The organism is Enterococcus infantis, assembly GCF_049166715.1.
GTDB classification, from domain to species: domain Bacteria; phylum Bacillota; class Bacilli; order Lactobacillales; family Enterococcaceae; genus Enterococcus_C; species Enterococcus_C leclercqii.
Map to the genome: position 1 here is coordinate 24,404 of NZ_JBMHFB010000012.1, position 26,223 is coordinate 50,626.

The window sequence follows — 26,223 nt, forward strand, 5'->3', positions numbered from 1 at the left end:
AAGGAGAGTCAAAAATGAAGTTCAAAAAAATGGGTACTGTGATGTTGGCTGCAGCAGCGATGGTTGCATTAGCAGCTTGCGGCAACTCAGGCAATGACAGCAAAGGCAGCGATTCAAAAGGCGACGACAGCAAAATCGTCACTGAAATCACCAAGGATACTGAGATCACTTTCTGGCACGCAATGAACGGTGCACAAGAAGAAGCGTTGACAAAAATCACCGACGACTTCATGAAAGCAAATCCAAAGATCAAAGTTACTCTGCAAAACCAAGGTCAATACTCTGATATGCAAGCGAAAATCAACTCAACACTGCAATCACCAAAAGATCTGCCAACCATCACTCAAGCTTATCCAGGCTGGTTGTGGAATGCAGCGCAAGAAGACATGCTGGTAGACTTGAAACCATTCATGGACGACAAGACCATCGGCTGGGGCGAACAAGAAGCTATCCGCGAACCACTGTTGAAAGGTGCGGAAATTGACGGCAAGCAATACGGTATTCCATTCAACAAATCAACAGAAGCATTGGTTTACAATGCAGATATGCTGAAAAAATACGGCGTTGAAGTACCAACAACTATGGAAGAATTTGCTCAAGCATGTAAAGACATTTACGAAAAATCCAACCATGAAGTTGTCGGTGGTGGTTTTGACTCTCTGAACAACTACTACACGATCGGTATGGAAAACCAAGGCGTAGAATTCACCAAAGACCTTGATTTTGCTAGTGATGAATCCAAAGCAGTTATCGACTACTATTTGGAAGGCATCAAAGACGGTTCAATGCGTATCGCAGGCTCTGACAAATACTTGTCTGGCCCATTTGCCAATGAAAAAGTTGCTATGTTCGTTGGTTCAATCGCTGGTGAAGGCTATGTGAAGAGCGATACAGAAGGTAAATTCGAATATGGCGTAGCACCTCGTCCTGACAAGAAAAATATCCAACAAGGGACAGACGTTTACATGTTCTCAGAAGCAACTCCAGAGCAACAAACAGCAGCTTACCTGTTGTTGAAATATATGGCACAACCTGAAGTACAATTGTACTGGGCTGAAATGACTGGTTATATGCCAATCGTTGAATCAGTATTGGAATCTGATGAATACAAATCTTCTACAGAAACTAAAGTACCAGCTATCTTGGAAGAAGCAACAAAAGACTTGTTCGCATTGCCTGTAACTGAAAATGCAGACCCTGCTTACAACCAAGTTCGTACAATCATGGAAAACATCTTGTCTAATCCTGACGGCAAGACAGACGACTTGATCAAACAAGGCGTTTCTGAATTGGCAGACGCTTGGAACCAATAAGAGCCATTAAAAACAGCCAACACGCATTTTGCTTGTTGGCTGTTTTTTTGCGCTTAATGCAAACGACTGCTTGCTTAATGTCCGCCAGTTACTTTGATGCCTATGATACCTACCAGCAACAAACCGACAAACAGCCAAGTGACAGGTGCCAGTTTGTCATGGAAGAAAATGACACCAATAATAATTGAGCCAACTGCGCCGATACCCGTCCAAATTGGGTAAGAGAGGCTCATGGGGAGTGTTTTGATCGCTCTGGAGAGAAAGTAAAAGCTGGCAATCATGCCCAGTACACAATAAAGACTGTAATTCAGCTTACTGAAACCATTGCTTTGTTTCATCATCGTTGACCAGAAAACCTCCAAACCTCCTGCTAAAATCAAATCTAACCATGCCATCATCGATCATCCTTTCTTTCAGAGCCACGCCTATTTTAGGTGGCTTTTTTGAAATCCGCCTGTTGCTTTGCGGCGAAGGGAGCTGGCTTTTTCCATTCGAGACAAAATAAAAAAGAGGTAATCCATTCCTACTATGACCTGACGGAATGGATGGCCTCTTTGCGCTGCCCGGCAGCAGCGTGCATTGATTATTGATTTCCATGCTATTCTAGCACGTGGGATTTAAAAGTCAACTTGCGAGATTTTTGAAGAGAAAAACAGATAGGAAATTTGTGAGGGACAGTGTTTTTCTGTCGATTCACTTTTGAAATCGGTTCTTTTTTGTTAAGATGGCAGAGTGAGGAGAAGTGTCGCAACGGCTGCAAAACAGTCAGTTTGACGACAATAGCTCCAATTTGACGAAGAAGGACTGTTTTACATGAAATTGACGATATTGGCTACCAGTGATATGCACGGGTATGTCCTGCCGACGAACTATGCAGAGCCGGGACTGGATCTGCCTTTTGGCGCGGCAAAAGCGGCGACGAAAATGAAAGAACTGGTAGCAGCCAGCGGAACTGATCCGGTGATCAAAATCGAAAATGGGGATTTTATCCAGGGGTCGCCTTTGAGCTATTATGTGGCAAAACAGGCACAGCATACGGCGGCGGATCTAACGCAAGTCGTCAATCAGATGGGCTATGATGTGGGGATTTTGGGCAATCACGAGTTCAACTACGGCATGGATTATCTGCAACAAGCCATCGCAAGTTACAATCATCCGATCTTGGCAGCAAATGTCTTAGGTGCAAATGGCCGGCCTTTTTTTGGCCAGCCTTATGTGATATTAGAAAAAGGCGGTCTCAAAGTAGCGATTTTAGGTGTTGTAACCCAGTACATCCCTCATTGGGAACAGCCCGGAACAATCAAAGGTTTGCAGTTTAAAGGATTGGTAGAGACAGCCAAGCAATACGTACCGAAGCTGCGGGAATTGGCAGACGTCGTGGTGGTTGCGTATCATGGCGGCTTTGAGCGGGATTTAAAAACCGGTGAAGCGACTGAATTATTGACTGGAGAAAATGAAGGCTACCAGCTGCTTCAAGAAGTAAAAGGGATCGATGCGCTGGTAACTGGTCATCAACACCGGGAAATTGCGGCGGAAATCAACGGCGTGCCAGTGATCCAACCGGGACATCGAGGGGCATTTGTTGGCGAGATTCAGCTAGAGCTTGAACGAGATGCAAGTGGTGATGTACGCGTGATTGGTTCTACCGCCGCGATTCATAGCGTTACTGATTCAAAACCTGATGCAAAAATCATGGCTGCCGTGGAGCAGTTGAACCAGGATTTGGAAGTCTGGTTGGATCAACCGGTGGGAAAAGTCGAAGGAGATATGCGCATCACAGATCCCATGATGGCCCGCTTCCACGAACATCCGTATGTAGAATTCATCAATAAGGTCCAATTGTCAGCCAGTCAAGCCAAAGTATCCGGTACGGCGCTGTTCAACAACGAAGGCCGCGGCTTTGGGGAAACCATCACCATGCGAGACATCATCACCAATTATATTTATCCCAATACACTGGCAGTCTCTGAAATCAGTGGTAGCGATCTGCGGGCAGCTTTGGAACAAACGGCTGATTATCTTCAGTTGGCAGAAGGTGGCAAGCTGATCTTCAATCCGCGCTTTATCAAACCAAAACCGCAGTACTACAATTATGATATGTACGAAGGGGTCGACTACACCTTGGATTTGACTCGGCCTAAAGGAGAGCGAGTGACTCGGCTACAGTTTGAAGGTCACGATGTTACCGCTGACGAAAAGTTGGAAGTCGTAGTCAATCAGTACCGGGCAGTAGGCGGTGGCAATTATGCCATGTTCACACCGGAAAAAATCATTCGGGAAGTCCAAATCGACATGACCGAACTGATTGCCGACTATTTGCGGGAGCATCCAGTGCTCCAAGCGACCGTCAATAATAATTTTTTGGTGCTGCCGGAACAATGAGTATGAATTAGATAAACCTTGGGAATGTGACCTAAGTAATATCCGAGTGCTAAAGAGCAGATGTTTAACCCAAATGAATAAAAAATATGCGGATGGGAAAGATTTGTGACCAGCTTGATGTCTTAGTCCGAAGAGAAAACATACCCATACGTGTAAAGCGAAGTGAATTAGTCAGCTTTTGAAATTTTAGCAATGAAAAGCCGACGATCTTCCAATGACTTTAATGGAAGATCGTCGGCTTTTGCTTGCAACTCACGTTTGGTATTGTTCGGTTCGTAGGACGGTGACTCAACTTATGTCACATTCCCCTTTCCGGTGCTATGGTGCAAGGGAAAAATAATGGCAAGCTGAACAGACCATTCTAGTGCTGCAAACTAAAAAGCTGTGAATCAGCTGATAAGGCCACTACAAGAACTGCTCTTAGTAGTCGCCAGTTAGTCATTAAAAAACGGTCAAGAAACAACGTGAAAATTTCTGAAAATTGCGGATGATAAAGAATGAGTAAAACTAGCGTAAGATTTCTCTTACCTGACTGGCTTTTTAAGAACAATGTGGGTATACTTCCCTCCATGGAGTGAAACAACGGCTGGGAAAATGATCCGAGCCTTGGTGAAAGGAAGTGTAGACGTTGGATTGGCAGACGCTTTTTGCCCTGGTGGCAGAAAACTGCAACAAAGAGGTTCCGATTGAAGTCGATCATGAACTTTGTTATGTCTATCGAACGAAGAAAAAAGGGTTACCCTTCAGTAAAACGGTTACTGTCTGTCAAAAGACAGCATTCGCCCGCAATGAACTGACAGAGATCATCGATTTTCTGGACAGCCACGGGTATCGTGCGAAGATTACGCAGCAAGCATAAAAAAACGCCGAAGCTCATGCTATTGATGAGCTTCGGTGTTTTTTTGCTCTTAATAATGAGAAGTGTTCACAGCCTGTGGACAGATCAGCTAGCTCGGGAGGTTCGCAGTTGGCTGATGAGTAGATCACCGGCATATAACGCTACAGACAATAACAACAACAGCACAAAAGGCCCGCCAATATAAAGGCTTAAAAAGGCGGCAAAAGCTACCAAATTACCAAGCATTTTTTTAACCATGTTACGTCCTCTCTTTTCTTATAAACCGTACGTATGAATTTGCCAAATAAAGCACCTGACTTTTAAATGTGCAGGAGTATCTGATAGACAGTAATCAGTTGAAATCTTCCACTGGATCATATTGATAAGTAACAAATTCCATCTTATTAAAGCGGACATGCAGCGCATTGACTGCCAGTTCATAATCTTCCTCTGACAAGTTGCCTAAAAGTGTGACCGGATCGTCTTTGCCGTGATCAACGGTGTTGTCAAAAAGAGTTAGCGTCAGTGTCAGCAAGTTAGCCCCGCTATCAGTTGCGGAGAAAATTTCATTGGAAAGAGTGATTTTTAGGCGCTGATTGTCAAAGTCGATGATTGCATCAGCTTGTTGATATAGCGGGTCTGAGCCAGCTATCAGAAAAAATAAAGCCATCAATTCAGGGGATACGGTATCGGTCTGCCAACGTTTCAAAAGTTCCAAGTATCTTTGACTGTGAAGCTTATTTTTGAACATAGTGCTAACCTCCTGTCGTTTATTCCATTATAGCTCAGGCTATGAGGAAGCGGTAACAGGAGGCATCGGCACCACAATTTTTTTCAAAAAATGAGAGGGTCAGGCAGCACAATCCGCTGCATTTGGCTGGGAAATAGTGTCAGCATCGACCAACTCATTGGTAAGGGAGGCGGTGATTTCAGTCTGAGCAAGTTTAAATTGGGTCTGGTAGAGTTTGTGGTAAAGACCGGCTTGTGCCAATAATTCCTCGTGGCTGCCTTGTTCGACGATTGTCCCTTGATCCATAACGAGAATCTGATCGGCATTGGCAATCGTAGACAGACGGTGGGCGATAACGATGGCGGTGCGACCTTTCATCAGCTGATCCATGGCTTTTTGGACATAGTGTTCCGACAATGCATCCAAGGCAGCCGTCGCTTCATCTAAAATCAGAATCTGAGGATCTTTCAAGATAACTCGAGCAATGGCTAACCGTTGCTTTTCACCGCCGGAAAGCTTCACGCCCCGGTTGCCGACTGGCGTATCGTAGCCTTTCGGAAGTGTCACAATAAACTCGTGGATATAAGCCGCTTTGGCAGCCGCAACCAGTTCGTCATCGGTGGCCTCCGGTTTGGCATAAAGGAGATTTTCCCGGATGGTACTGTTGAAAAGAAAAGCTTCCTGGCTAACCATGCCAATCTTACGACGTAGTGTATCAAGAGGGAGCTGCGCGATATCGTTGCCGTCAATGGTGATGCGCCCGGCAGTTGGCGTATAGAGGCGGGGCAATAGGTTAGTGAGAGTTGACTTGCCGGCCCCAGATGGTCCCACGATGGCTGTCATCTGACCAGCAGGAAGAGTCAAGTCGATTCCTTGTAAAGCCGCACTTTGACCATAGCTAAAGTCGACTTCTTCAAAACGAATCTGGCCTTCTGAAATAGAGTCAGCCGCACTTGCAGGTGTCTTTATCTCACTGTCAAGAGGCCAGGTGGTCTCTGGTGTCAGATCCAGATACTCGAAGATCCGGTCAAATAGTGCAAAAGAGCGCATGAAATCTACTTGAATATTGGAAAGTTGCGTCACGGGATTATACATCCGGCCCAACAACGTGGCAAAAGTCAAAATGCCGCCAATGGTAATCTGATCTTTAGTCAGTAAGAAACCACCAACTAAATAAACCAGCATCGGGCCAATCGTTGTGAAGACGGACATTGCCATTCGAAACCAGCGGCCTGCCAGTGTTTCTTTGACCTGCAAGTGAGTGACTTCACTGTTCACTGTGACAAATTCATCGTAGGCTTTTTGTTCATTGGTAAAAAGCTTCATCAACAGGCTGCCGCCAGTACTGAGACTTTCTTGTACATGGGAGTTGAGCGTGCTCAGTTGTTTTTGGCTTTGAGAAGTGATCTGCCAGCGAAGCTTACCGACTTTTCGGGTCGGCAGAATAAACAGCGGGATAGTAGCGACACTGATCAATGCTAAGATTGGATTGAGGCCAAAGAGAGCCACTAAGCTAGTCGCTAAGACAAAAACGCTGGTGAGGGCATTGACGACAGTGGACTGGAAGACTTGTTGGATGCCGTCCACGTCACTGGTGAGACGAGTCAGGACTTCCCCTTCCTTCAGTCCGGCAAAAAAACTTTGCGGCATGTGTGTGAGCTTGCCGTAGATTTCATTTTTGATATTGAAGGTGATCTGCTTGGCAATCCAGGTGCTGAGGTAGCCCTGTGCTACTCCTAATAAATTGAGTAAAATCGTAGCCGACATGGATAAGCCGATGAAGATTGCCAGTAAACTCAGATCTTTTTGCGGCAGAGCCACATCAATGATTTTTTGCATCAGTAACGGAGGGACCAGTCCTAAAGCAGAGCTGGTGAGAATCAGTGCAATGACTGCGAAAAACCGCAGCGGATAAGGAGAGAAATAGCTTAAAATCCGAGTAACAAACGGCCAGGTCAATTTGGGCATTTTTTCAGGTTGTTGATCAAAACGCATACGAGCCATGGCGATTCCTCCTTTTATTCTTAAAGTGAGTGACTATCATTATTGTGAAGGACTATCCTGTAATAGACACCGATACGAAGTGTTTACTTTTGAATCGATTTTTAGGTGTCCGCAGAAAACGGTCCAATCAGCAGGGAATTCTCACTAGCAGCTGATTGTTGGTCCAACGCCCCATTTAGTTAGGTACCTATCTATTATAACTTGTTTGCTTGCTGTTGTAAATAGGAAGGTACCTAACTAATTGACCGGATTAAGGAAATCTTATACACTGGAAATAAATAGCAGATTTTGCTGATAATGGTCAGTTTAACTGAAAAAGAGACCAAAGGAGCGAAAATAAAATGGCAGAAGCAGAAGGAAGCAATCAGAAATTGTTAGACGCATTTTGGCAAATTAACCGACAAATCCGTAGAAGTATGGCTCAGTCAGAAGAAGCAGCTGGGGAAAAGAGAGCACAAGATAAACTTGCGCCGGGGCAAGAACGACTATTACGGCTGTTGCTGCGCCACGATGGAATCAGTCAAAAAGAACTGGCGGAACGTATGAGAATTCGACCGGCGTCATTAAGTGAAGTCCTCACCAAGTTGGAACAAAAACAACTAGTTACCAAAGAACAGGATCCTGATGATCGCAGACGCAATCGCTATCAGCTGACAGAAGTTGGTAAAAAAGCTGCTGAAGAGCTGCAAAAAGAGCGCCAAGATCAAGGGGCAGCCTTTTTTGATATTTTGAGTTTATCGGAAAGACAAGAGTTGGCTCAATTATTAGCCAAGCTAAATCAGGAAAAAGTCGATGAACGGTACTTGTAAAGTGGACAGTGAAGAAAAGCAGCTTGCGAATTCTTTGTTATAAAAGGTGTCGACTAGCTACTCAAAGCAGGTGTGGTAGACGAGCTTTGCGGAGAGCCTTGTTGAAAACAGCTGATGGTCTAGATTTCCAATACTGGGTCTCGTATAATAAGGGTAGAAAATAACATGAAGAGGTAAAAAATGATTGGATTTCTTTACGCTTTTATCATCATCTTAGCAAACACAATCGGCGCGATTTCAGGGATGGGCGGTGGCGTGATCATCAAGCCGGTCTTCGATGCCATCGGAGCCGACTCGGTGCCGGCTATCACCTTTTATTCGACAGTGGCAGTGTTTACCATGTCGATTGTATCTACGCTGCGGCAGCGGAAAAATATGACGATTGATTACAAGAAAGCTGGTTTGATTTCCATTGGTGCTGTTTCTGGCGGAATTTTAGGAAATTTGGCATTTGAAGGCCTGTTAAAACTTGTAGCAGCAGAAGAGACGGTACAGCTGACCCAGATTGTAATTACGGTTTTAACGATTGCTTTTGCCTGGCTGGTTTCTGATGGACGGCGAAATCTCGATTTAAAAAAGACTCCGTGGTATATCGTGGCTGGTGGGATTCTAGGATTTTTGGCTAGTTTTTTAGGAATCGGTGGCGGCCCAATCAATGTGGCACTGCTGATGCTGTGTTTTGGCATGGAAATCAAAGCTGCGACAGTTTATTCGATTATTACGATCTTTTGTTCCCAACTGGCGAAAATAGTGACGATAGCTGCTACCCTCGGGTTTGAACGGTATGATTTGACGATGCTGTTTTATATCATTCCGGCGGCGATTGTCGGTGGGTTTATGGGGGCTACTTTTAGTGGAATCCTCTCGGCAAAAAAAGTACGGATTATTTATCAGGTAGTACTGATTTTCGTATTGGCGATAAATATTTTTAATGGCATTGGAGTCTTTTTAGGCTGGCAAAAGTAAGTCTGATTTGGCAATTGCTCAGAAACAGGAAATAAGAAAGGGAGGCAACTATGAAGAGAACACTGATTTTAATACTGGGAGCAACGATTCTTTTGGGGGCAGCCGGCTGTTCAGACAATAAGACTACCGGCAGCAGTCAGTCTGACAGCGCAGCAGCTTCCACTACAGAAGGTGTGACAGTAGCGACGAGTAGTGCTGCTACTGATCAGGAAGACACTACTGCCTCTGTTGCGTCATCATCGGCAAGCTCAGATTCGTCTCAGATGACTTCAAAAGATACGGCTGTTTCAGAGGTGCTGGATCAAAAAGTCGATTATACGCAAGCTGTCGCTAAGTTTAGAAAACTATACCCCGCTGCAGCAATCCACGAGTTAGAGTGGGAAGCACAAGGCTTGTATCAAGGACAAAAAACCAAGCGCTTCAAGATTGAAGGGGAAGATGCCAAGGGTGAATACGAAGTGACTATTGATGCTGTGGCAGATACAGTTCACCATCAATCAGATTTAGAGGATGACGGCGATAACGACGATTGGCAAGAAGACCAATTGCCGATAGATGAGGTCATTACTATGGAAGCTGCAGCTGAAGTAGCTGATAAGTACGGGGCAGAGGGTTATTCTCTGGTGAAAATCGAACTAGATGAAGATGACGGGTATGTGATTTGGAGTGTTAAATTCAACAAAGACCGTCACTGGCAGGATGTCAAAATTGATGCCAAGACCGGAGAATACCTGCGAACTGTCGCCGACGATCACGATTAAATCTGACCTATCCGCAAATCAGAGGTACCGGGGGCCACACTACAAGCAGGCTCCCGGTATTTTTGTGGAATAAACAGTTTCTTGACCAACGGACTTACAAAAAGTAAAAAAAGCAGTTTTCAAAGGTTTTTTGTTATACTCTAGGAGGGGGTGGAAGTCATGAATAAAAAGCGCAAACGCCGCTTGATGAAGGTGGATAACCGCGTATTATTGCCGTTATCAGAAGAGTTCGTTGCAGAAAACGGGCTGGCGGAAGATTCCATCCTGGAAGTGGACGAAGAACTTCTGGCTAAGGCAATCAAACAATTGACTCAAGAAGACATTTTGAATGATGTCTTGCGGCGTGTAATGGATGAGGATTCGACAGAGGAGGAAAGATAGAATGGAAATTAGACAAGCCACAAAGGCAGATTATCCAGCAATCTATGACTTGGTTCAGCAAGCCTTCAAAACGGCTCAGGTGTCAGACGGCACGGAGCAGGAGTTTGTCGAAGAGCTGCGAAAGGGGTCAGGTTTCTTACCGGAATTGGAATTTGTTGCAGAAGACAAAGGGAAGCTGATCGGTCATGTGATGCTGACCAAACGAGGAATTGAAACGACTGAAGGCGAGCATGGCGTCTTATTGCTGGCACCGTTGTCAGTGGCTTTTGATTATCGCAATCAGGGAATCGGCGGCAAACTCATGCAGGCGGCTTTTGACAAGGCGCTGACACTAGAGCATTCAGCAGTTTTTCTTGTAGGCAATCCTGATTATTATAAGCGCTACGGGTTCCAATCGGCGGCTGATCTGGGGATCGCCAATGGTTCTGAGATTCCTGATGAGTTTATTTTGGGAATCCAACTGGTGCCGGATGCGTTAAAAGAAGTAACCGGAACATTATATATCGAATAAATCGCAAAGCTCAAGCAGCGGCTGTGACAACAAAGTAGCCGCTCGATTCATAAAAAGACAGAGAGAAAGGATAGTGAACCGGCTATGCCGAAGACACGAATTGAAGCATTTACCGATGCAGTGATTGCCATTGTGATGACATTATTAGTTTTAGAATTGAGAGAGCCAGCCAATGATACTTGGCAAGCTTTTGAAGGAACTGGCCACCAGTTTTTTATCTATTTAATCAGCTTTGTTTCGTTGGCGGTCTATTGGAACAACCATCATCACCTGTTTAATATCGTAAAAAAAGTCGATGGTTGGGTTTTGTGGGCCAATAATCTGTTTATTTTAATGATGAGTTTGTTTCCCTTTGCTACCGACTGGGTGGTAGACTATCCTACCTCATTGGCGCCTCAGATTTTGTATGGCGGAGTGATCTTTGGTGCTGATTTGGGCTATTTGCTTCTGGGAGTGGCGCTCGTACGCTGCAATGGTAAAAATTCGGCAATTGGACGGCTCTTCCAAAACTACCGGAAAATGAAAATTACATTGTTCATGAATGTGCTGGCATTGCTCTGTGGTTGGTTAATCCATCCAGTCGCTGTACTGGTAGTAAACGGCTTGATGCTTTTGATGTGGTTTATTCCGGAAAAACAAATTGAGCAATTCATCCATCGTGGGGAGCACGAGTAAAAGCGAGGGGAAAGCAGATGTTCAACCAACAATTTGACGCACTGAAGTTGACTGTCATCGAGTTGCCGGTGGAGATTGAAGCCGGAATTCCAGTGTATCGGGGCTTTATTCGGGAATTGCCTTTTTTGGCAGCAGAAGCTCACTCGGTGCAAGCTTTGTATCGGAACTTACTGGAAGTCTATCAGGAATACGCCGAAGAACAGCTGGCAACGCAAATCGAGGAAGAAAATGAAGAAGATGCTATGACCTCGTCTTTGTTGTCCTATGAAGACTTGCTGAAATATTACGACGGTGAAAGCTTTGATGGATTTGAACACGGGAATGACGATAGTAAGCCATGAGGGTCAGTTATACTGGCCAGTTAAGAGAAATTTTTTTCGATAATGTGCAAGCAACTCATCAAGCTCTAGAATAAATTCAAATGACCAGTCGCGTCTGCGGAAAAATGCAGATGCGACTGGTCATTTTGATACGATAAATTTATAAAGCTTTGCTAAAAAGAAGAATTCCCTGCAAAAATCACGCCATTCAAATAGTGAGTTCACGAAATTGTATGTTACCTGCAGATCACCAAATCAAGTAGAGAATTTGTTTGGATTAAAGGAAGTGTTCTTCGCTAGTAAGAGGCGATAATCTTAGTTGCATTTTATGCACCTTTAAGTCTTTTTCATAAGCGACGGTGTCAAAAATAGTGAAGCCTAATAGCTGCCAAAAAACAAGAGCAGCTCTATTTTCAGTCAGTACAGCCAATTCAATTTCTTTATAGCCGGCAACAATCGAGCGGTTAATGAGCGCTCTTACGATCTGTTTGCCAAACCCTTGACCATGTTCTTTTACTAATAGTAGTCCTAGATAAACGCTGTCAGCTGTTTTGTAACCGGTCAAATAGTCTAAAATTGCTACCGCCTGTTGCTGACAGTAAATCACTTCTAAGTGCTTATTTTCTGGCAAAATGTTGGTGGGCCGTTGCTGTAAATCAGCAAGGAGTGATTCTTCGTCGAAAATCGTTTTTGATAATGCCAGGTAAGGTCTATTTGCGTTAAAAATTGTGAGCACATCAGCATTTAGCAATGGATTATAGGGTAAATAATCTAACATCGGAGCCCCCTTCTATCTGCCCATGAAACAAAGGCGTATCTTTTCCATGGGAATCAGCACAATGCCTCAGTAATTTCTTCGTGGCAGCATCCATAGGGCCGGCTACTGTCACGAGTGCTATGGCGAAGTGACTTATTCTTCAATCAACAGCGCTTTGATGCCGAAGCCGGCTAAGATTCGAGCGGCAGTGTAGGTGTTGAGGCCCTTGCGGAAAGTCAGATAAACTGGACGGTCACGAGGAATCTCATTGATTCGGTCTCGCAGGTCATTCAATGGAATGTTGGCGGTCGCTTCGATGCTGCCGCTTTTTGGCTTGTCTGATTCACGAACATCCAGGAAGTACGCATTTTGCAAATCATCTGCTGGAATATCGGCAAGGGCAATTGTTTCGGCAACTTTGGTGAATTGGTTGATCCCCACATAACCGGCGATATTCAATACGTCACGGGAAGATGCGTATGGCGGTGAGTAAGGAAATTCCAAATCTGGTAAGTCGAAAATCGTCAGACCACCAGTGATCGCAACAGAGAGCTCACCGATACGTTTATCGACACCTTGTTCGCCCACAGCTTGGCCTCCCAGAATTTTACCTGTAGCAGCGTCAAAGATCAGTTTCAAGTTCAGCCGTTTGGCACCAGGATAGAAATACGCGTGATCAAAAGGCGTGATGAACACGGTCTTGTAGTCGGTGATACCGGCTGCTTGCAGCATGTGTTCGGTTAAGCCAGTGTAGCTAGCTGTGTAGTCAAAAATCTTGCCGACACCAGTCCCGAGATATCCCCGGTAGTGGAGGCTGTCATCACCATTGACGATGTCTGCCAGTAGGTGGCCTTGCCGATTTGCCGCGCTGGAAAGCATGCTCGGTGTAGGTAAGCCAGTCACGATACTGGTGGTTTCGATGACATCGCCAATCGCATAGATGTCCGGCAGGTTGGTACGCAGTTGATCGTCTACTGGAATCTGGCCGTTTTCATTGAGCTTGATGCCGGCTGCCGCTGCTACTTCATTGTTGGGGGTGACACCAGTTGCAAAAAGAATCATATCCGTGTTCACTGTAGTGCCATCTGTCAGCTGCAGCAAATGACCTTTTTCGGAAATCTCAGAAACTGTCGCATTCAGATGGACAGCAACCCCTTTTGCCAACAAGTGGTCATAAATCAGGTCGGCAATTTCAGCATCGTAAGGAAAAGCCACTTGAGGCAGCTGTTCAATCAAAGTGACTGCCAGACCGCGTTCCTGCATGTTTTCTGCCATTTCTAAACCAGCAACCCCAGCACCTAGAATTGTAACTGTTTTAGGATCGTGGCTGTTTAGATAGTCCATAATCGCATCTGCGTTTGTGACATTTCGCAAAACAAAGCCGTTTTCAGCTGCCTCAGCGCCGAGAATTTCCGGCAGTGTTGGCCGCGCGCCGGTAGCTAAGACCAACTTGTCGTAAGCTTCAGTGCGCAAAGTGTTGTCGGTAAGATTTTTGACAGTAACTGTTTTGGCCTCAGGATCAATAGCGGTCACTTCATGACGAGTGAAGACGTCAATGTTGTTTTTTTCCTTTAACTGCGCCGGAGTCCGTTCAATCAGGCTGGCCCGATCCGTAATTACGCCGCCGAGATAGTATGGCAAGGCACAACTGGCGTAGGAAATATCCGCCCCTCTTTCAAACAAAGTGATTTCATGTTTTTCATTTAACCGGCGCAACCGTGTAGCAAATGAAGGTCCTCCGGCAACACCGCCGATAACGATAATTTTCATAACAGACAGCTCCTCTTGTATTGGGTCTATAGATCGTTCAACTTGGATTCTCAACAAGAAAACACAAGTTGTTTTTCTGCCTCGATAGTAACGCGAAGTCTAGGAGGTGGCAAAGAAAACGTCTCGCGTAAAAGGGATTGAAAAAAAGTGGCAGCTTCAGCTGAGATTGGCGGCAGATTAGGGGATTTTTATGTGGGGAATGTTCCTTTTTAATTGAGAGTCATTCTCATTTGAGCTGAGGTCTGTTATACTAAAAAATGTGAGGCGATGAGGATAAAACCGCTTACGGAATTAGTGATGGCTGACGAACAGAAACTGATTACGAGCGGATCCGGTTGAATTATGTTAAGCACAGAAACCGGGATCACTCAAGCAAAGCTGGTAAGTTATGTTGAAAAACATCTAAGTCGCTGCCGTTTCGGTAAAGACAAACCGACATGTAAAAAATGTCCGGTTGAGGGTTATCGACCAGATTATCGAGAAAAAAAGCGAAAAATTTTGAGTTGTTCAGGCCCCCGCATATTGTACCACCGGTCATTTCCCAGTCTGAGGCATTTGCTGCGAGGGTGTAAACCGGTGCCGACAGAATGTGGGAATGTTTTGAAAGCGACTGCAACAATCAAGGAGGCATATAGGAATTGAAATTACTGTACATTATTTTGGGGGCAATCACTCTGGCACTAGGGACACTGGGAATCTTTCTGCCATTTCTACCGACGACCGTTTTTTATCTGCTGACGGGCTTTTTCTGGCTCCGTAGCTCAGAGAAACTGCATCAGCGTTTTGTCAACTCAGCGACGTATAAACAATATGTGGAGGAGCCGTTGGTAAAGAAAAAAATTACCAATAAAGGCATGGTGCGGATGTTTACAATGATGGCAGTCGTCTTTGCACTGCCGGGAATTCTGGTGGATAATACGCCGATGCGGATCTGTCTGGTGCTGGTCTATGTCGCCCATGTTATCGGGCTGACTTGGTACCTGAGGATTAAAAAAGGCAAAGTGACCATTGAGAAAGTAGGCGGGATACAAGAATGATCGACAAACGTTTATTTGAATTTACTGACAAGAAGCCGCTGATTTTGTTAGTGGCTTTCCGTTTGGGGCAGTTAGGCTTGTCTATCGGGATGTGGTTATTGCTTGCCTGGAGCGTTTCAGGCTTAATGACCGGTAATCTGCCGCAACAAGGACCGTGGTTTTTGGCCGGTGGTATTTTAATGGGGGTAGCGGGAAAGGCCCTTCTGCATTATTTGATGGAACAGCAGTTGTTTGACTCTTCGGCACGTTTGCGCCTCAGTTTACGCCAGCAAGTAATGGAAAAAGCCTTTCGTTTGGGAGATAGCGAAGACCAATTGGCGCCGTCTGTTTTATCTCAGTTAGCCGTAGACGGCATCGAACAAATCGAAATCTATTATGCTAGATTTTTACCACAACTGTTTTATTGTCTTTTGGCGTCACTGATAATCTTTTTCACCTTGCTGCAATTTGCTTGGCAGCCGGCTGTTGTCTTATTGATAGGAATTCCGTTGATTCCGATTGTCATCATGGCAGTCATGAAAATCGCCAAAAAAATTCTCAGCAAATACTGGGGGGATTATACGAATCTCGGCACGCGTTTTTATGAAAACTTGCAGGGCTTTCGAGTACTGAAAGCTTTTGATTATGATGAAATCAAAGAAAAAGAAATGGTCAAAGAAGCAGAAGGATTCCGCAAGATTACCATGAGTCTATTGTCGATGCAGTTGAATTCCATTACAATCATGGATCTGATCAGCTACGGTGGTGCCGGACTGGGAATTGGTTTTGCGCTTAAAGCCTACGCTGCAAGACAGACGGATTTACTGGGCTTATTGGTCTTTTTATTGCTGAGTGCAGAAGTCTTTATTCCCATGCGACAGCTGGGTTCCCTTTTTCACGTCGCGATGAACGGAATCAGTGGAGTCAGCCGTCTTTTTAACTATCTGGAACTTCCCGAGCAGGTGTATGGCGACGAAACGTTGGCCGAGCCTTTGACAGAGATTCGCGGAGTGGGACTGCAGTTTTCTTATGATGGACAGCAGCCAGCTGTATCCGCTATTGATCTAACCTTAACAAAGGGTAGCTTTACAGCTTTTGTTGGCGGCTCCGGCAGTGGGAAAAGTACGCTGGGGCGACTTTTGGCCGGACGCTTTGGAAATTGGCAAGGAGAATTGCTGTGGAACGGCCGCGAGCTGACCGCCTTCACGAGGGCGACGTTGCGGGATAAAGCAGTCATTATTGATAGCCATACGTATTTGTATCCTACGACAATCAAAGAAAATCTGCTCTTGGGCCTCTCGGAAGCTGGTCGTACCGAGCTTTCTGCTAATCCAATTGAGCTGGAAGCGCGTTTGTGGCAAGCTTTGGAACAAGTTTCCCTGGCAGCTGAGGTGAAAAAAATGCCCCAACAGTTGGAAACGCCATTGACCGAAAACGGCGGCAACCTTTCCGGGGGACAGCGGCAAAGACTGTTGGTCGCTCAAGGGCTGCTGCGGGAGGCTGATTTTTATCTATTTGATGAAATCACTTCCGGAGTGGATGCTGTCAGTGAGGAACAACTGCTGTTGACCATCCGCCAGTTGGCTAAAGACAAAGTGGTGCTCTTTATTTCCCATCGTCTTTACAATGTGCTGGCTGCAGATCGGGTGTTTGTCTTGAATAACGGATTGTTGCAAGAACAAGGGACGCCGACACAGCTGCAAGAAGCGGCTGGGTTCTTCAAGGATTATTTTGCACAGGAACAAGCCGTGTTGGGAGGTGCAGCGACATATGAAAAGTGAAGGGAAATTATTAAGCTGGCTGCTGCATTTTGTGGCACCACTGAAAGGCCGGATGCTGTTGGCCGTTCTATTAGGCATCATCAGCAATCTGTCGGTAGTGGCAATTCCTGTGATTGGCTTTTATCAAGGCTGGCAGTTGTTCAATCATCAGCCGGTTTCCTTGACCGCAACGATCTGGGTCTTACTTGCTTTGGGGATTTTACGAGGAGTCACGCGATATGGTGAACAGTATTGCAATCACGATATTGCTTTTCGATTACTGGCGTTGTTGCGCCAGCAAATTTTTCACCAACTGCGAAAATTAGGGCCGGCTCGACTAGTCAGCATCAAAAGCGGCGATTTTATTACCGCAGTGACTTCAGATGTGGAAGCACTGGAAGTCTTTTTCGCCCACACAGTCTCACCGTTTTTTATCTTTATCGGGACAACCGTAGCTACTGTGGGATTTCTGGGAAGTCAGGCCTGGCAGCTGGAGCTGCTCTTGTTAGTGGCGCTGTGTATGGTTGGCTTGGTGATTCCGCTGTGGGGGTATCGTCGCTATCAAGCCGTTGCGGATCAACAGCACGCGTTCTTTACTGAGTTGAATCAGCAGGTGACTGAAAGCATTCAGAGCCTGGCGACGATTCAGCAGTTTGATTTGGGAGCCGAGCGGTTGGAAAAATTAACTACAGCCGGCGAGCAGCTCAATGATTCCTATCGTAAAAAATTGCGTCAGGGAACTCAGCTGGCAGTATCCGGAGAAACGGTCATGATGGCCACAGCAGTCTTGATGTTCTTATTGGGTGTAGCGCTGAATTTGGCGCCACAAATTATCGGACTCAGCGTGATTTTGACCCTCAGCAGCTTTGGGCCGGCGTTTTCTATGAATGGCTTGGGAGCAGCTTTACTGACGACCTTCGCCAGTGGTCGTCGGCTTTACGATTTATTCCAGGAAGAACCGCAAGTGGTCTTTCCAACACAAGAGCCAGTGACTGGGGCAACTACTTTTACAGAAGTTGCTTTTCAACAAGTGACTTTCCGGTATCCCGATGGCGCAAAGCCGATTTTGTCAAATATTGATTTGACCTTGAGCCCGGGACAAACGGTGGGAATCAGCGGGCCTTCAGGAATCGGGAAGAGTACACTGATCAAATTACTGATGCGCTATTGGGATCCTGAGAGGGGCAACTTGCTTTTGAATCAGCGTTCGCTGCGGCGTTTTACGGAAAGTTCTCTGCATCAGACAGAAGGATTTTTCGAACAAACCACCTTCTTGTTTGAAGATACCGTCGCCAATAATATCCGCTTGGGTAAAGCTGCCGCAACTATGGCAGAAATTCAAGCAGCCGCACAAAAGGCCGCAATCCATGAGTGGATTAGCCATTTGCCCCAGGGCTACGATACTCCAATCGGCGGTTTGGCTCGCAGCTTGTCTGATGGAGAGCGTCAACGCATCGGCTTGGCCCGGCTCTTTTTACATGATGCGCCGCTGTTGTTGTTGGATGAGCCGACTAGCAATCTAGATTATTTAAATGAACTGGCAATTTTGGAGACAATCCAGAATTTTGAAGACAAAGCCATTCTACTTGTTTCCCATCGTGACACCACATTGGCAGCTGCCGATGATATCTTCACACTGGAACAAGGCCGTCTGCAGCTTCGTTGAAGGGTTACAGAAAACAGAAACAAAGAAATTTTGACACAAAAAGATCAGTCTTCCTGTAAAAGAATAGCGATCCGCACTGATTTCGATAAGAAGTATCGAAATCAACGGCGCTCTTCTTTTACGTGGGAGGCTTTTTTTTTAGCTGTTAAAGGACTGTAAAAAGTCAGAGTACCATGCGTTTTGCGATACTGAGAATTTCTTATTGGTAGCAACCTTTGCAGAGCGTATAATTTTAGACAGCAGCTGTTTCAACTGGCTCGTGTCTTGAAGAAAGTCGATGTTGAATGGCGGGAAAATGAGGGCAGCCTCAAAGTAAAAACGAAAACGCGATTATTTTGTGGGTGCCCAGTGCAAAATGCTGAAATGACTGGAAGGAACCCCGCAACAGTAAATAAAAGCAAGGAGGGCGCCTGTATGAGACGGATCACCTATACACGCCGCATGATCTTGGAAAAGACCAAACGCTTTATTATTCAAAACGGCTTTGAAAAGCTGACTGTCCGTAATTTGGCGTTCTATATGAATATGAGTACACAGCCGATTTATAAGCAGTTTGGCTCTATTCAGGGCTTGCAAGATGCTTTGGTGAAAGACTTTTTTCAAAGATTGGCAAACGGCATCAGTCTGGAAAATCTTGAACCAGAGCAGCTATTTGAAGAATATGCCTACTACTTTGTCCACTGGGTCCGTAAAGATTATCACTGGTTTTCGCAATTGTTTCTCTCGGAAAACCGCAATGAGGAAACAACTAAAAAGCTCAGACAAACCTCTTGTCGTCATTTTCAAAAACTGTGGGAACGCGGGTCAGCTTCACTGCCGGAAACTACGCTGCGCTTGGAGCAGCTCCATGATAATTACCTGTATGTGCTGATTGGCGCTGCCGTGATGACAGGAGCCCGGGTGGATAAAGCGCAGTTTTGTACAGCTTTGCGGCCCTTGATTGCAACAGCCTTTCAAGGAGAATTGCTTCAGTTGGAAAGTGTCTGAACTATCTAGGATAGAGAAGCTATGAAATCTGAAAGATTAGAAACAAAAAGAGAAGGTGCTGTGGCAATCCTTCTGTCAAAGTTCGCAGCCGGGACAGGACCCTGAGTATATGAAAGCCAGCGTTTAAAATTTTAACACTAAAAAGCCAAGTCACCTCCACAGTTTAATGGAAGTGACTTGGCTTTTCATTGCAGCTCACTTTTGACAGTATTCGCTTTGGAAAACGGGACAGGATTAGTTGGTCTCCTGGTCTCGCTGTTGATGGTTCAGATCCACCAGCTTGTTGACTAGCGCCATTTTTTGTAAGATTGTCTGACAAATTTCATCAATCTGGCTGCCGACAGAATAATCCGCAGGCGCGATAAAATCGACACGTCGATTGGTGAGGAGGCTTGTGACCCGCTCTTTTTCAGTGTAGACAGCGATGGACTGACCACCATTGACTTTCACCAGTTTCATACAAGGAACATCCGTCATCCCGTCTCCGATATAGATCATATTGCGAAAAGGAATGCGGCGATTACGGTCTTCAACAAATTCATTTAACTGTTCGTCATCGTTCATCGGTAAAACCCCTTTGTTGATGCGAAACAGAAATTGGGTTTTATTGGTGTAATTGACCGTGAGGGCGGGCCAGTCGGCAGCACCCGTCTCATCATAGTGGAACTCGCAGGCGTAGATTTTTTTGAACTCGCTATGAATCGCCGTGCCTTCGATGATCTCAGTCAAGCCACTGGAAATGATGTAGTGTTCGATTTCCAAGCCTAAGCTGGCTCCCAGCTCGTTCATCCGGGAAAACCACGTATCGACACCGGCAAAGAGTTGGACATCTTTACCCAGCTCAACGAAATCTTTGCGCCGGATGGGAAGACCCTCAGCTTTGGCAGATTTAATCATGTAATACATATAGGAAATAATCCGATCCATTTTCTCATTTTCGGCGACTTTGGCCACCTCTTTCCAAAATGACGGGGCATCTACACCCAACTCGGGAATAAAGGAATATTCCTGCATATCTTTGGTACACAATGTCCGGTCAAAATCATACATAAAAGCGACAATCGGTTTTTTCATCAGTCAGCACATCCTTTGTTTAGCAATTGATAATATTCCGCAGTTCAAGACGCGGTGAATCTGTTGTGTTTCAGCGTTACCATTATACCCATAAAATAGGTAGGAAATGAAGCTGCAGGACTGAAACCGACGGGATAACAGGGAAAAGTTGGCCTAGAAGGAAGCAACTGTGGAAAAGCACCGAACTTTAAATAAATTAAATAATAACTGTTTTGCCGAATTATGAAAATATTCGAAAATAGAGAGTTACTATTCTTTTAATAAATATGATCCAAATGCTTGCAATCCATGAAAATAAGCGTATACTGACACAGTGTCACATGACGCGGCGTCATTTTCATAAAATGACAATCATGCAAAGTTGGGAGGAACCGATATGCCTAAGGAAACTTTTTTTCATTTGACAGATGAAAAGAAGAGCCGGATCATGAGCGCTGCCAAAAAAGAATTTTCCCGTGTTCCTTTGAGTGAAGCCTCAATTGCCAGGATCATCAAAGATGCGGAAATTCCCCGGGGGAGTTTCTACCAGTATTTTGAAGACAAAGAAGACTTGTACTTCTATTATTTTCAAAGTATGCGGCGAAATTCGCAGCAGGAATTGCAACAAGCGATGCAAGAAGCGGCCGGCGACTTATTTAAAGGGATTGAGATCTACTTTTACAAGTTGGTAAAAGAAGTGCTTCATGGCGACAATGCGGCGTTTTATAAGAACTTGTTCATGAATATGGACTATCGTTCGTTTCATAAAGTTGCCCCCCACATGAATCGAAACGGTCATCACCACGACCACCATCATGGCCCGCTTTCGCAAAAAGATGCGCAGGCATTTTACGAAACGATTGATCTTTCCCGATTGAAAGTTGCTAATCAGGAAGAGCTGGCACTGCTGCTCAAGATGCTAATGCATTTGGTTTTCTCGACAATCGCAGAAGATTACCGCCGCTTGATGGGAACAACAGAGCAAGACACTGGCAAGGCCATTCATGATTTCGATTTGAAATTGAGTTGGCTGAAAAACGGCGCTTTAAAAGAGCCCGACGAAAAATCTAATGAGCAAGGAAGGTATGAGCCGTGAAATTATTCAAATACCTGGGAAAATACTGGTATGCCATCGTAGCAGCACTGATCCTTTTGGGGATCCAGGCTCGCAGCGACTTGACGCTGCCGAGCATTACGTCGGATATCGTTGACGTCGGGATCCAACAAGGCGGGCTGGAACAAGTTGCCCCGGATTCTATCCGCGAATCCACTCTCTCGGCCATCGAATTGTTCATGACCGATGAAGAAAAAGATACAATCAAAGACAACTACAAAAAGACTACTGAAAAAGTCGATGGTAAAGAAGTCGCAGTCTACGAACTGCACTTGCAAAAAGGCATGACCAAAGAGAAGTTATCGAAAATCTTTGAATTGCCGATGACTATGCTGGCAACGTCTCAAACAAAAGATGCCAAAGAAGCTTCTGCCAGCAAAGAGATTCTTGACACCTATCAAAAGATGGGAACGGATGGCAAAAAAGCCCAAGAACTTGGCAACGAAGCCAAAGAATTAGGCGAACAAGCCAAAACAGCCGGTGCCGATGCCCAAACTGCAGCAGCAGCCGGTGACATGGCAACAGCCCAAGCCAAAGGTGCTGAAGCCCAAGAATTAGGGGAACAAGCCCAAGCAAAAGGCAATGAAGCTCAAACATTGGCTGATCAAATTCAAAAAACCAATGACGAAATGCCGGCTAAAGTCGCCGCTGCCCGTAAAGAAACGACGGACAGTCTTGGGGACATGGGGACTGACTCCATGAAAACAGTAGGTATCCAATTGACTTTGGCTGAATACAAAGCATTGGACAAAGATACCAAACAGATTCAAACCGATTACATGATTAAAAAAGGTGCGGAAATGTTGAAACTGACCTTGATCTCTGCTGTTGCAGCGATTTTGGTAGGGTTGATTGCTGCATTGGTTTCTTCTGCAGTGGGTCGTAACCTGCGGCTGGGACAATTCGATCAAATCTTGAAATTCTCAAATTCCGAGATGGAAAAATTCTCACCAGCTTCTCTGATTACCCGCAGTACCAACGATATTCAACAGATCCAAATGGGTCTGGTGATGACCATCCGGATGGTGCTGTACGCGCCAATCTTAGGGTTTGGTGGGGTTTACGAAGTTTACAAGACGGGGACTGGTATGGGCTGGATCGTAGGCCTGGCAGTTGCGATGGTTTTGGCATTGGTCTTGACCTTGCTGGCCTTTACAATGCCGAAATTCAAGAGCTTGCAAAAACTGGTAGACCGGGTCAACTTGGTCTCCCGCGAAATCATCACGGGGCTGCCGGTTATTCGGGCCTTCTCTCGTGAAAAATACGAAGAAAAACGCTTTGATGGTGCAAACACTGATTTGATGAAAACCCAGTTGTTTGTCAACCGGGCGATGTCCATCATGATGCCAATCATGATGCTGTTAATGAACGGTATCTCTGTGTTAATCGTCTGGATTGGCGGTCACAACATGGAAGCCGGTCAGCTGCAAGTCGGGGATATGATGGCTTTCATCACTTACACGATGCAGATTGTTATGGCGTTCATGATGTTGTCTATGGTTTCAATCATCTTACCACGGGCGAACGTTTCCGCTAACCGGGTAGACGAAGTATTGAAAACCAAACCGACTATCACTGATCCAAAAGATCCGCAAGACGATCATGACTTTGAAGGAAAAGTTACTTTTGAAGGTGTGACTTTCCGTTATCCAGATGCTGATGAAGATGTCTTGCATCACATCAACTTCACCGCTAAACCGGGAGAAACGACGGCTTTGATCGGATCTACCGGTTCTGGTAAATCGACAGTAGTCAATTTGATTCCACGATTGTTTGACGTGACGACTGGGCGCATCACCATTGATGGCGTTGATATCCGTCAGATGAGCCTGCACAAACTGCATGAACTCATCGGATTTGTGCCGCAAAAAGGCGTACTCTTCTCCGGAGATATCACATCCAACATCAAGTTTGGGAACGTTGATGGCATTTCAGATGAACAGATGAAAAAAGCAGCAGAAATCGCGCAAGCCGAAGAATTCATCAAGTCAAATGAAGACGGCTATGATCGTGCTATTTCTCAAGGCGGGACCAACGTTTCCGGTGGTCAAAAGCAACGTTTGTCAATCGCTCGGGCACTGGCTAAAGATCCGAAGATTTTGATCTTCGACGATTCACTGTCTGCTTTGGATAACAAAACAGATGTAGCGCTGCGTCGGGCACTAGCAGAAAATGTCAAAGAAATCACCCAAATCATCGTGGCTCAAAAGATTTCAACAATCCTCCACGCCGATAACATCATCGTCTTGAATGAAGGTCGGATCGTGGCGCAAGGGACTCACGAAGAGTTAATGGCGACTTCACCAGTTTATCAAGAAATAGCTTCTTCCCAGTTGAGCAATGCCGAATTAGGTCTGGAAGCAGAATAGGGGGGCGCAGAAAATGGCAGAAAATACACAAAAACAACCACGTGGCGGCCGCGGACCAATGGGCGGCGGCATGGGTGGCGGCGAAAAAGCCAAAGATTTCAAAGGAACCATTAAAAAGTTAGTTTCTTACATGGCCAATTATAAAATCGCCGTCTTGTTCGTTATGATCTTTGCGGCAGCATCGACTGTCTTCAATATCTGGGGACCAAAGATTTTGTCCAAAGCCATCACTGAACTTTTCACCGGCCTGATGAAGAAGTATGAAGGCACCGGCGGAATCAATTTTGATAAGATCGGTCAAACGCTGGTATTCTTGCTGGCGTTGTACCTGATTGCTTCTTTGTTCGGAGTGATGCAAGGTTGGATCATGTCCACAGTCACTCAAAAGATTACCTATCGGATGCGAAAAGAAATTTCCGAAAAGATCAACCGGATGCCGATGAACTATTTTGAAAGTCGGACCACCGGTGAAGTCTTGTCACGAATTACCAATGATGTGGACACGCTGGGACAATCGTTGAACCAGTCTGTGACACAGTTGATCACCTCCACGTTTACCATTGTAGGGGTTATCGTGATGATGCTGTCGATTTCCGTACAAATGACAGGTATCTCCGTTTTGATCGTACCCATTTCCTTAGTTTTGATCCTGTTCGTTGTGAAGTTCTCACAAAAACACTTCGCTACTCAACAAAAATTCTTGGGGATTATCAATGGTCAAGTAGAAGAAACTGTTGGCGGGTACAATATCGTTCATTTGTTCAATGACGAAGAAAATGCATTGAATACATTTAAAGAACAAAATGAAGTTCTGTATAAATCTGCTTGGAAATCACAATTTCTCTCAGGTTTGATGCAACCAATCATGAACTTTGTCGGTAACTTGGGTTATGTGGCAGTTGCGATTATCGGTGGGATCATGGCCTTCAACGGGACAATTACCGTCGGGGACATTCAAGCCTTTATCCAATATGTCCGCAACCTGACACAACCAATCGCACAGTTGGCACAAGTTTCCAACATGCTGCAATCCATGGCAGCCGCAGCTGAACGTGTCTTTGAATTCCTCGGTGAAGAAGAAGAAGCCCAAACCGTTGAAAATCCGGTTAAACTGGATCATGTAGAGGGCATGGTAGACTTTGAACACGTTCACTTTGGATACTCTCCAGACAAAATCATCATCAATGACTTCAGCTCTCATGTGGATCCGGGTCAAATGGTGGCAATCGTCGGCCCTACCGGAGCGGGTAAAACCACGATGGTGAAACTGTTGATGCGTTTTTACGATGTCAATTCCGGTGCCATCAAAATTGATGGACACGATATCAGAGACTTTAACCGCGCCGATTTGCGTAAAAATATCGGGATGGTACTGCAAGACACTTGGCTGTTCAAAGGCACCATCATGGACAACTTGCGTTACGGGAATTTGGATGCCACAGACGAAGAAGTCTATGAAGCCGCCAAAGCTGCCCACGTCCATCACTTTATCAAGAGCTTGCCTGGCGGTTACAACATGGAACTGAACGAAGAGTCCTCCAATATTTCCCAAGGTCAAAAGCAGTTGTTGACCATTGCCCGGGCAATTTTGGCAGACAAACCGATCTTGATCCTGGATGAAGCTACCTCTTCTGTCGATACCCGTACAGAGGTCTTGATCCAACAAGCCATGAATAACTTAATGGCTGGCCGCACATCCTTTGTTATCGCTCACCGTTTGTCGACAATCAAAGATGCTGACAAGATCTTGTACATGCAAGACGGAGATATCAAAGAACAAGGAACCCACGAAGAATTGCTGGCTCAAAACGGTTACTATGCCGCTTTGTACAATTCTCAATTTGAAGAATTAGCTGGCTGATTTAAAAAAAGCAGTGACATCGTCTTGTTATAGACGGTGTCGCTGCTTTTTTTGGTTCTACAATATTTAGTGTTGGTGGAAAATCTCCGATTTTCTTCCAACACTTTTTTTGTATGCAAAGTATAGAAAAAGAGATACCCAAATTGATAGAATGAAGTCGACTAAAACACACTCACCAAG

Annotated in this window: 25 protein-coding genes; 18 read left to right on the plus strand and 7 right to left on the minus strand. The window is 45.3% G+C overall.

The features are described 5' to 3' along the window. Nucleotides 1-14: 14 nt before the first annotated feature. A complete protein-coding gene (locus ACOMA8_RS13280) occupies nucleotides 15-1,313 on the plus strand; it encodes an extracellular solute-binding protein (RefSeq protein WP_161898767.1) in 1,299 nt (432 codons plus the stop codon). Nucleotides 1,314-1,387: 74 nt separating this feature from the next. Here the strand turns inward: ACOMA8_RS13280 and ACOMA8_RS13285 are convergent, their stop codons facing one another. Then, entirely contained in the window at nucleotides 1,388-1,708 is a 321-nt protein-coding gene (locus tag ACOMA8_RS13285; RefSeq protein WP_421371363.1) for a DMT family transporter, read from the minus strand. 418 nt (nucleotides 1,709-2,126) lie between these two features. Here ACOMA8_RS13285 and ACOMA8_RS13290 point away from each other — a divergent pair, with 418 nt between their 5' ends. Together ACOMA8_RS13290 and ACOMA8_RS13295 are read left to right on the plus strand one after the other, a co-directional pair. Further along, on the plus strand, nucleotides 2,127-3,695 hold the full coding sequence (locus ACOMA8_RS13290) for a bifunctional metallophosphatase/5'-nucleotidase (RefSeq protein WP_421371323.1): 1,569 nt from the start codon (nucleotides 2,127-2,129) through the stop codon (nucleotides 3,693-3,695). Between the two features lie 628 nt (nucleotides 3,696-4,323). Next, nucleotides 4,324-4,554: a hypothetical protein gene (locus ACOMA8_RS13295; protein ID WP_161898764.1), complete on the plus strand. Its 231-nt coding sequence runs from the start codon at nucleotides 4,324-4,326 to the stop codon at nucleotides 4,552-4,554. Between the two features lie 84 nt (nucleotides 4,555-4,638). Here the strand turns inward: ACOMA8_RS13295 and ACOMA8_RS13300 are convergent, their stop codons facing one another. The 3 genes from ACOMA8_RS13300 to ACOMA8_RS13310 all read right to left on the minus strand — a co-directional run bounded on the left by ACOMA8_RS13300 (nucleotide 4,639) and on the right by ACOMA8_RS13310 (nucleotide 7,267). Further along, entirely contained in the window at nucleotides 4,639-4,791 is a 153-nt protein-coding gene (locus ACOMA8_RS13300; RefSeq protein ID WP_161898763.1) for a hypothetical protein, read from the minus strand. Nucleotides 4,792-4,885: 94 nt separating this feature from the next. Beyond that, entirely contained in the window at nucleotides 4,886-5,284 is a 399-nt protein-coding gene (locus ACOMA8_RS13305) for a DUF6075 family protein (protein ID WP_421371326.1), read from the minus strand. Between the two features lie 99 nt (nucleotides 5,285-5,383). Then, nucleotides 5,384-7,267, minus strand: a complete 1,884-nt coding sequence (locus tag ACOMA8_RS13310; protein ID WP_421371328.1) for an ABC transporter ATP-binding protein — start codon at nucleotides 7,265-7,267, stop codon at nucleotides 5,384-5,386. 341 nt (nucleotides 7,268-7,608) lie between these two features. Between ACOMA8_RS13310 and ACOMA8_RS13315 the strand changes: the two genes are divergently transcribed. The 7 genes from ACOMA8_RS13315 (at nucleotide 7,609) to ACOMA8_RS13345 (ending at nucleotide 11,711) form a co-directional block, all read left to right on the plus strand. Next, a complete protein-coding gene (locus ACOMA8_RS13315) occupies nucleotides 7,609-8,076 on the plus strand; it encodes a MarR family winged helix-turn-helix transcriptional regulator (protein ID WP_421371330.1) in 468 nt (155 codons plus the stop codon). Between the two features lie 180 nt (nucleotides 8,077-8,256). Continuing rightward, on the plus strand, nucleotides 8,257-9,042 hold the full coding sequence (locus ACOMA8_RS13320) for a sulfite exporter TauE/SafE family protein (RefSeq protein WP_421371332.1): 786 nt from the start codon (nucleotides 8,257-8,259) through the stop codon (nucleotides 9,040-9,042). 50 nt (nucleotides 9,043-9,092) lie between these two features. Beyond that, nucleotides 9,093-9,803 carry a PepSY domain-containing protein gene (locus ACOMA8_RS13325; protein ID WP_421371334.1) on the plus strand — a complete coding sequence of 237 codons (711 nt, stop codon included), beginning with the start codon at nucleotides 9,093-9,095 and terminating at the stop codon, nucleotides 9,801-9,803. Nucleotides 9,804-9,962: 159 nt separating this feature from the next. Next, nucleotides 9,963-10,184 (plus strand): hypothetical protein, encoded by a 222-nt coding sequence (locus ACOMA8_RS13330; RefSeq protein ID WP_161898757.1) that lies wholly within the window; start codon nucleotides 9,963-9,965, stop codon nucleotides 10,182-10,184. Nucleotide 10,185: 1 nt separating this feature from the next. Next, entirely contained in the window at nucleotides 10,186-10,695 is a 510-nt protein-coding gene (locus ACOMA8_RS13335) for a GNAT family N-acetyltransferase (RefSeq protein WP_161898756.1), read from the plus strand. Between the two features lie 84 nt (nucleotides 10,696-10,779). Continuing rightward, a complete protein-coding gene (locus tag ACOMA8_RS13340; RefSeq protein ID WP_161898755.1) occupies nucleotides 10,780-11,370 on the plus strand; it encodes a TMEM175 family protein in 591 nt (196 codons plus the stop codon). Nucleotides 11,371-11,387: 17 nt separating this feature from the next. Beyond that, nucleotides 11,388-11,711: a hypothetical protein gene (locus ACOMA8_RS13345; RefSeq protein WP_161898754.1), complete on the plus strand. Its 324-nt coding sequence runs from the start codon at nucleotides 11,388-11,390 to the stop codon at nucleotides 11,709-11,711. A 256-nt stretch (nucleotides 11,712-11,967) separates the two neighbouring features. On the opposite strand, the gene ACOMA8_RS13350 is transcribed toward ACOMA8_RS13345, so the two are convergent. Next, nucleotides 11,968-12,468, minus strand: coding sequence for a GNAT family N-acetyltransferase (locus ACOMA8_RS13350; RefSeq protein WP_421371337.1), 501 nt, complete (start codon nucleotides 12,466-12,468; stop codon nucleotides 11,968-11,970). 132 nt (nucleotides 12,469-12,600) lie between these two features. Further along, nucleotides 12,601-14,217 carry an FAD-dependent oxidoreductase gene (locus ACOMA8_RS13355; protein WP_421371339.1) on the minus strand — a complete coding sequence of 539 codons (1,617 nt, stop codon included), beginning with the start codon at nucleotides 14,215-14,217 and terminating at the stop codon, nucleotides 12,601-12,603. Nucleotides 14,218-14,559: 342 nt separating this feature from the next. Between ACOMA8_RS13355 and ACOMA8_RS13360 the strand changes: the two genes are divergently transcribed. The 5 genes from ACOMA8_RS13360 to ACOMA8_RS13380 all read left to right on the plus strand — a co-directional run bounded on the left by ACOMA8_RS13360 (nucleotide 14,560) and on the right by ACOMA8_RS13380 (nucleotide 19,646). Further along, the gene (locus tag ACOMA8_RS13360; protein ID WP_421371341.1) at nucleotides 14,560-14,859 is read left to right on the plus strand and encodes a nitrous oxide-stimulated promoter family protein; all 300 of its coding nucleotides are present in this window, start codon (nucleotides 14,560-14,562) and stop codon (nucleotides 14,857-14,859) included. After that, nucleotides 14,856-15,254 carry a YbaN family protein gene (locus ACOMA8_RS13365; RefSeq protein WP_421371343.1) on the plus strand — a complete coding sequence of 133 codons (399 nt, stop codon included), beginning with the start codon at nucleotides 14,856-14,858 and terminating at the stop codon, nucleotides 15,252-15,254. Before ACOMA8_RS13360 ends, ACOMA8_RS13365 begins: the two co-directional genes overlap by 4 nt. Next, nucleotides 15,251-17,014: an ABC transporter ATP-binding protein/permease gene (locus ACOMA8_RS13370; protein ID WP_421371345.1), complete on the plus strand. Its 1,764-nt coding sequence runs from the start codon at nucleotides 15,251-15,253 to the stop codon at nucleotides 17,012-17,014. Before ACOMA8_RS13365 ends, ACOMA8_RS13370 begins: the two co-directional genes overlap by 4 nt. Next, nucleotides 17,004-18,659 carry an amino acid ABC transporter ATP-binding/permease protein gene (locus ACOMA8_RS13375; RefSeq protein ID WP_421371347.1) on the plus strand — a complete coding sequence of 552 codons (1,656 nt, stop codon included), beginning with the start codon at nucleotides 17,004-17,006 and terminating at the stop codon, nucleotides 18,657-18,659. The genes ACOMA8_RS13370 and ACOMA8_RS13375 overlap by 11 nt, the downstream gene beginning before the upstream one ends. Before the next feature lie 414 nt (nucleotides 18,660-19,073). Next, nucleotides 19,074-19,646, plus strand: a complete 573-nt coding sequence (locus ACOMA8_RS13380; RefSeq protein WP_421371350.1) for a TetR/AcrR family transcriptional regulator — start codon at nucleotides 19,074-19,076, stop codon at nucleotides 19,644-19,646. A 234-nt stretch (nucleotides 19,647-19,880) separates the two neighbouring features. On the opposite strand, the gene ACOMA8_RS13385 is transcribed toward ACOMA8_RS13380, so the two are convergent. Then, nucleotides 19,881-20,720, minus strand: coding sequence for an HAD family hydrolase (locus ACOMA8_RS13385; RefSeq protein WP_161898747.1), 840 nt, complete (start codon nucleotides 20,718-20,720; stop codon nucleotides 19,881-19,883). A gap of 376 nt (nucleotides 20,721-21,096) precedes the next feature. On the opposite strand from ACOMA8_RS13385, the gene ACOMA8_RS13390 reads away from it, so the two are divergent. The 3 genes from ACOMA8_RS13390 to ACOMA8_RS13400 are packed head-to-tail and all read left to right on the plus strand — an operon-like array spanning nucleotide 21,097 to nucleotide 26,043. Further along, a complete protein-coding gene (locus tag ACOMA8_RS13390) occupies nucleotides 21,097-21,795 on the plus strand; it encodes a TetR/AcrR family transcriptional regulator (protein WP_421371352.1) in 699 nt (232 codons plus the stop codon). Then, entirely contained in the window at nucleotides 21,792-24,182 is a 2,391-nt protein-coding gene (locus tag ACOMA8_RS13395) for an ABC transporter ATP-binding protein (RefSeq protein WP_421371354.1), read from the plus strand. The genes ACOMA8_RS13390 and ACOMA8_RS13395 overlap by 4 nt, the downstream gene beginning before the upstream one ends. 13 nt (nucleotides 24,183-24,195) lie before the next feature. Then, entirely contained in the window at nucleotides 24,196-26,043 is a 1,848-nt protein-coding gene (locus tag ACOMA8_RS13400; RefSeq protein WP_161898744.1) for an ABC transporter ATP-binding protein, read from the plus strand. Nucleotides 26,044-26,223: the final 180 nt, after the last annotated feature.

Bases quoted from the DNA above. Each gene is read 5' to 3' on its own strand.
- ACOMA8_RS13280 (WP_161898767.1), top strand. From the start codon at position 15: ATGAAGTTCAAAAAAATGGGTACTGTGATGTTGGCTGCAGCAGCGATG.
- ACOMA8_RS13285 (WP_421371363.1), bottom strand. From the start codon at position 1,708: ATGGCATGGTTAGATTTGATTTTAGCAGGAGGTTTGGAGGTTTTCTGG.
- ACOMA8_RS13290 (WP_421371323.1), top strand. From the start codon at position 2,127: ATGAAATTGACGATATTGGCTACCAGTGATATGCACGGGTATGTCCTG.
- ACOMA8_RS13300 (WP_161898763.1), bottom strand. From the start codon at position 4,791: ATGGTTAAAAAAATGCTTGGTAATTTGGTAGCTTTTGCCGCCTTTTTA.
- ACOMA8_RS13305 (WP_421371326.1), bottom strand. From the start codon at position 5,284: ATGTTCAAAAATAAGCTTCACAGTCAAAGATACTTGGAACTTTTGAAA.
- ACOMA8_RS13310 (WP_421371328.1), bottom strand. From the start codon at position 7,267: ATGGCTCGTATGCGTTTTGATCAACAACCTGAAAAAATGCCCAAATTG.
- ACOMA8_RS13315 (WP_421371330.1), top strand. From the start codon at position 7,609: ATGGCAGAAGCAGAAGGAAGCAATCAGAAATTGTTAGACGCATTTTGG.
- ACOMA8_RS13320 (WP_421371332.1), top strand. From the start codon at position 8,257: ATGATTGGATTTCTTTACGCTTTTATCATCATCTTAGCAAACACAATC.
- ACOMA8_RS13325 (WP_421371334.1), top strand. From the start codon at position 9,093: ATGAAGAGAACACTGATTTTAATACTGGGAGCAACGATTCTTTTGGGG.
- ACOMA8_RS13330 (WP_161898757.1), top strand. From the start codon at position 9,963: ATGAATAAAAAGCGCAAACGCCGCTTGATGAAGGTGGATAACCGCGTA.
- ACOMA8_RS13335 (WP_161898756.1), top strand. From the start codon at position 10,186: ATGGAAATTAGACAAGCCACAAAGGCAGATTATCCAGCAATCTATGAC.
- ACOMA8_RS13340 (WP_161898755.1), top strand. From the start codon at position 10,780: ATGCCGAAGACACGAATTGAAGCATTTACCGATGCAGTGATTGCCATT.
- ACOMA8_RS13345 (WP_161898754.1), top strand. From the start codon at position 11,388: ATGTTCAACCAACAATTTGACGCACTGAAGTTGACTGTCATCGAGTTG.
- ACOMA8_RS13350 (WP_421371337.1), bottom strand. From the start codon at position 12,468: ATGTTAGATTATTTACCCTATAATCCATTGCTAAATGCTGATGTGCTC.
- ACOMA8_RS13355 (WP_421371339.1), bottom strand. From the start codon at position 14,217: ATGAAAATTATCGTTATCGGCGGTGTTGCCGGAGGACCTTCATTTGCT.
- ACOMA8_RS13360 (WP_421371341.1), top strand. From the start codon at position 14,560: ATGTTAAGCACAGAAACCGGGATCACTCAAGCAAAGCTGGTAAGTTAT.
- ACOMA8_RS13370 (WP_421371345.1), top strand. From the start codon at position 15,251: ATGATCGACAAACGTTTATTTGAATTTACTGACAAGAAGCCGCTGATT.
- ACOMA8_RS13375 (WP_421371347.1), top strand. From the start codon at position 17,004: ATGAAAAGTGAAGGGAAATTATTAAGCTGGCTGCTGCATTTTGTGGCA.
- ACOMA8_RS13380 (WP_421371350.1), top strand. From the start codon at position 19,074: ATGAGACGGATCACCTATACACGCCGCATGATCTTGGAAAAGACCAAA.
- ACOMA8_RS13385 (WP_161898747.1), bottom strand. From the start codon at position 20,720: ATGAAAAAACCGATTGTCGCTTTTATGTATGATTTTGACCGGACATTG.
- ACOMA8_RS13390 (WP_421371352.1), top strand. From the start codon at position 21,097: ATGCCTAAGGAAACTTTTTTTCATTTGACAGATGAAAAGAAGAGCCGG.
- ACOMA8_RS13400 (WP_161898744.1), top strand. From the start codon at position 24,196: ATGGCAGAAAATACACAAAAACAACCACGTGGCGGCCGCGGACCAATG.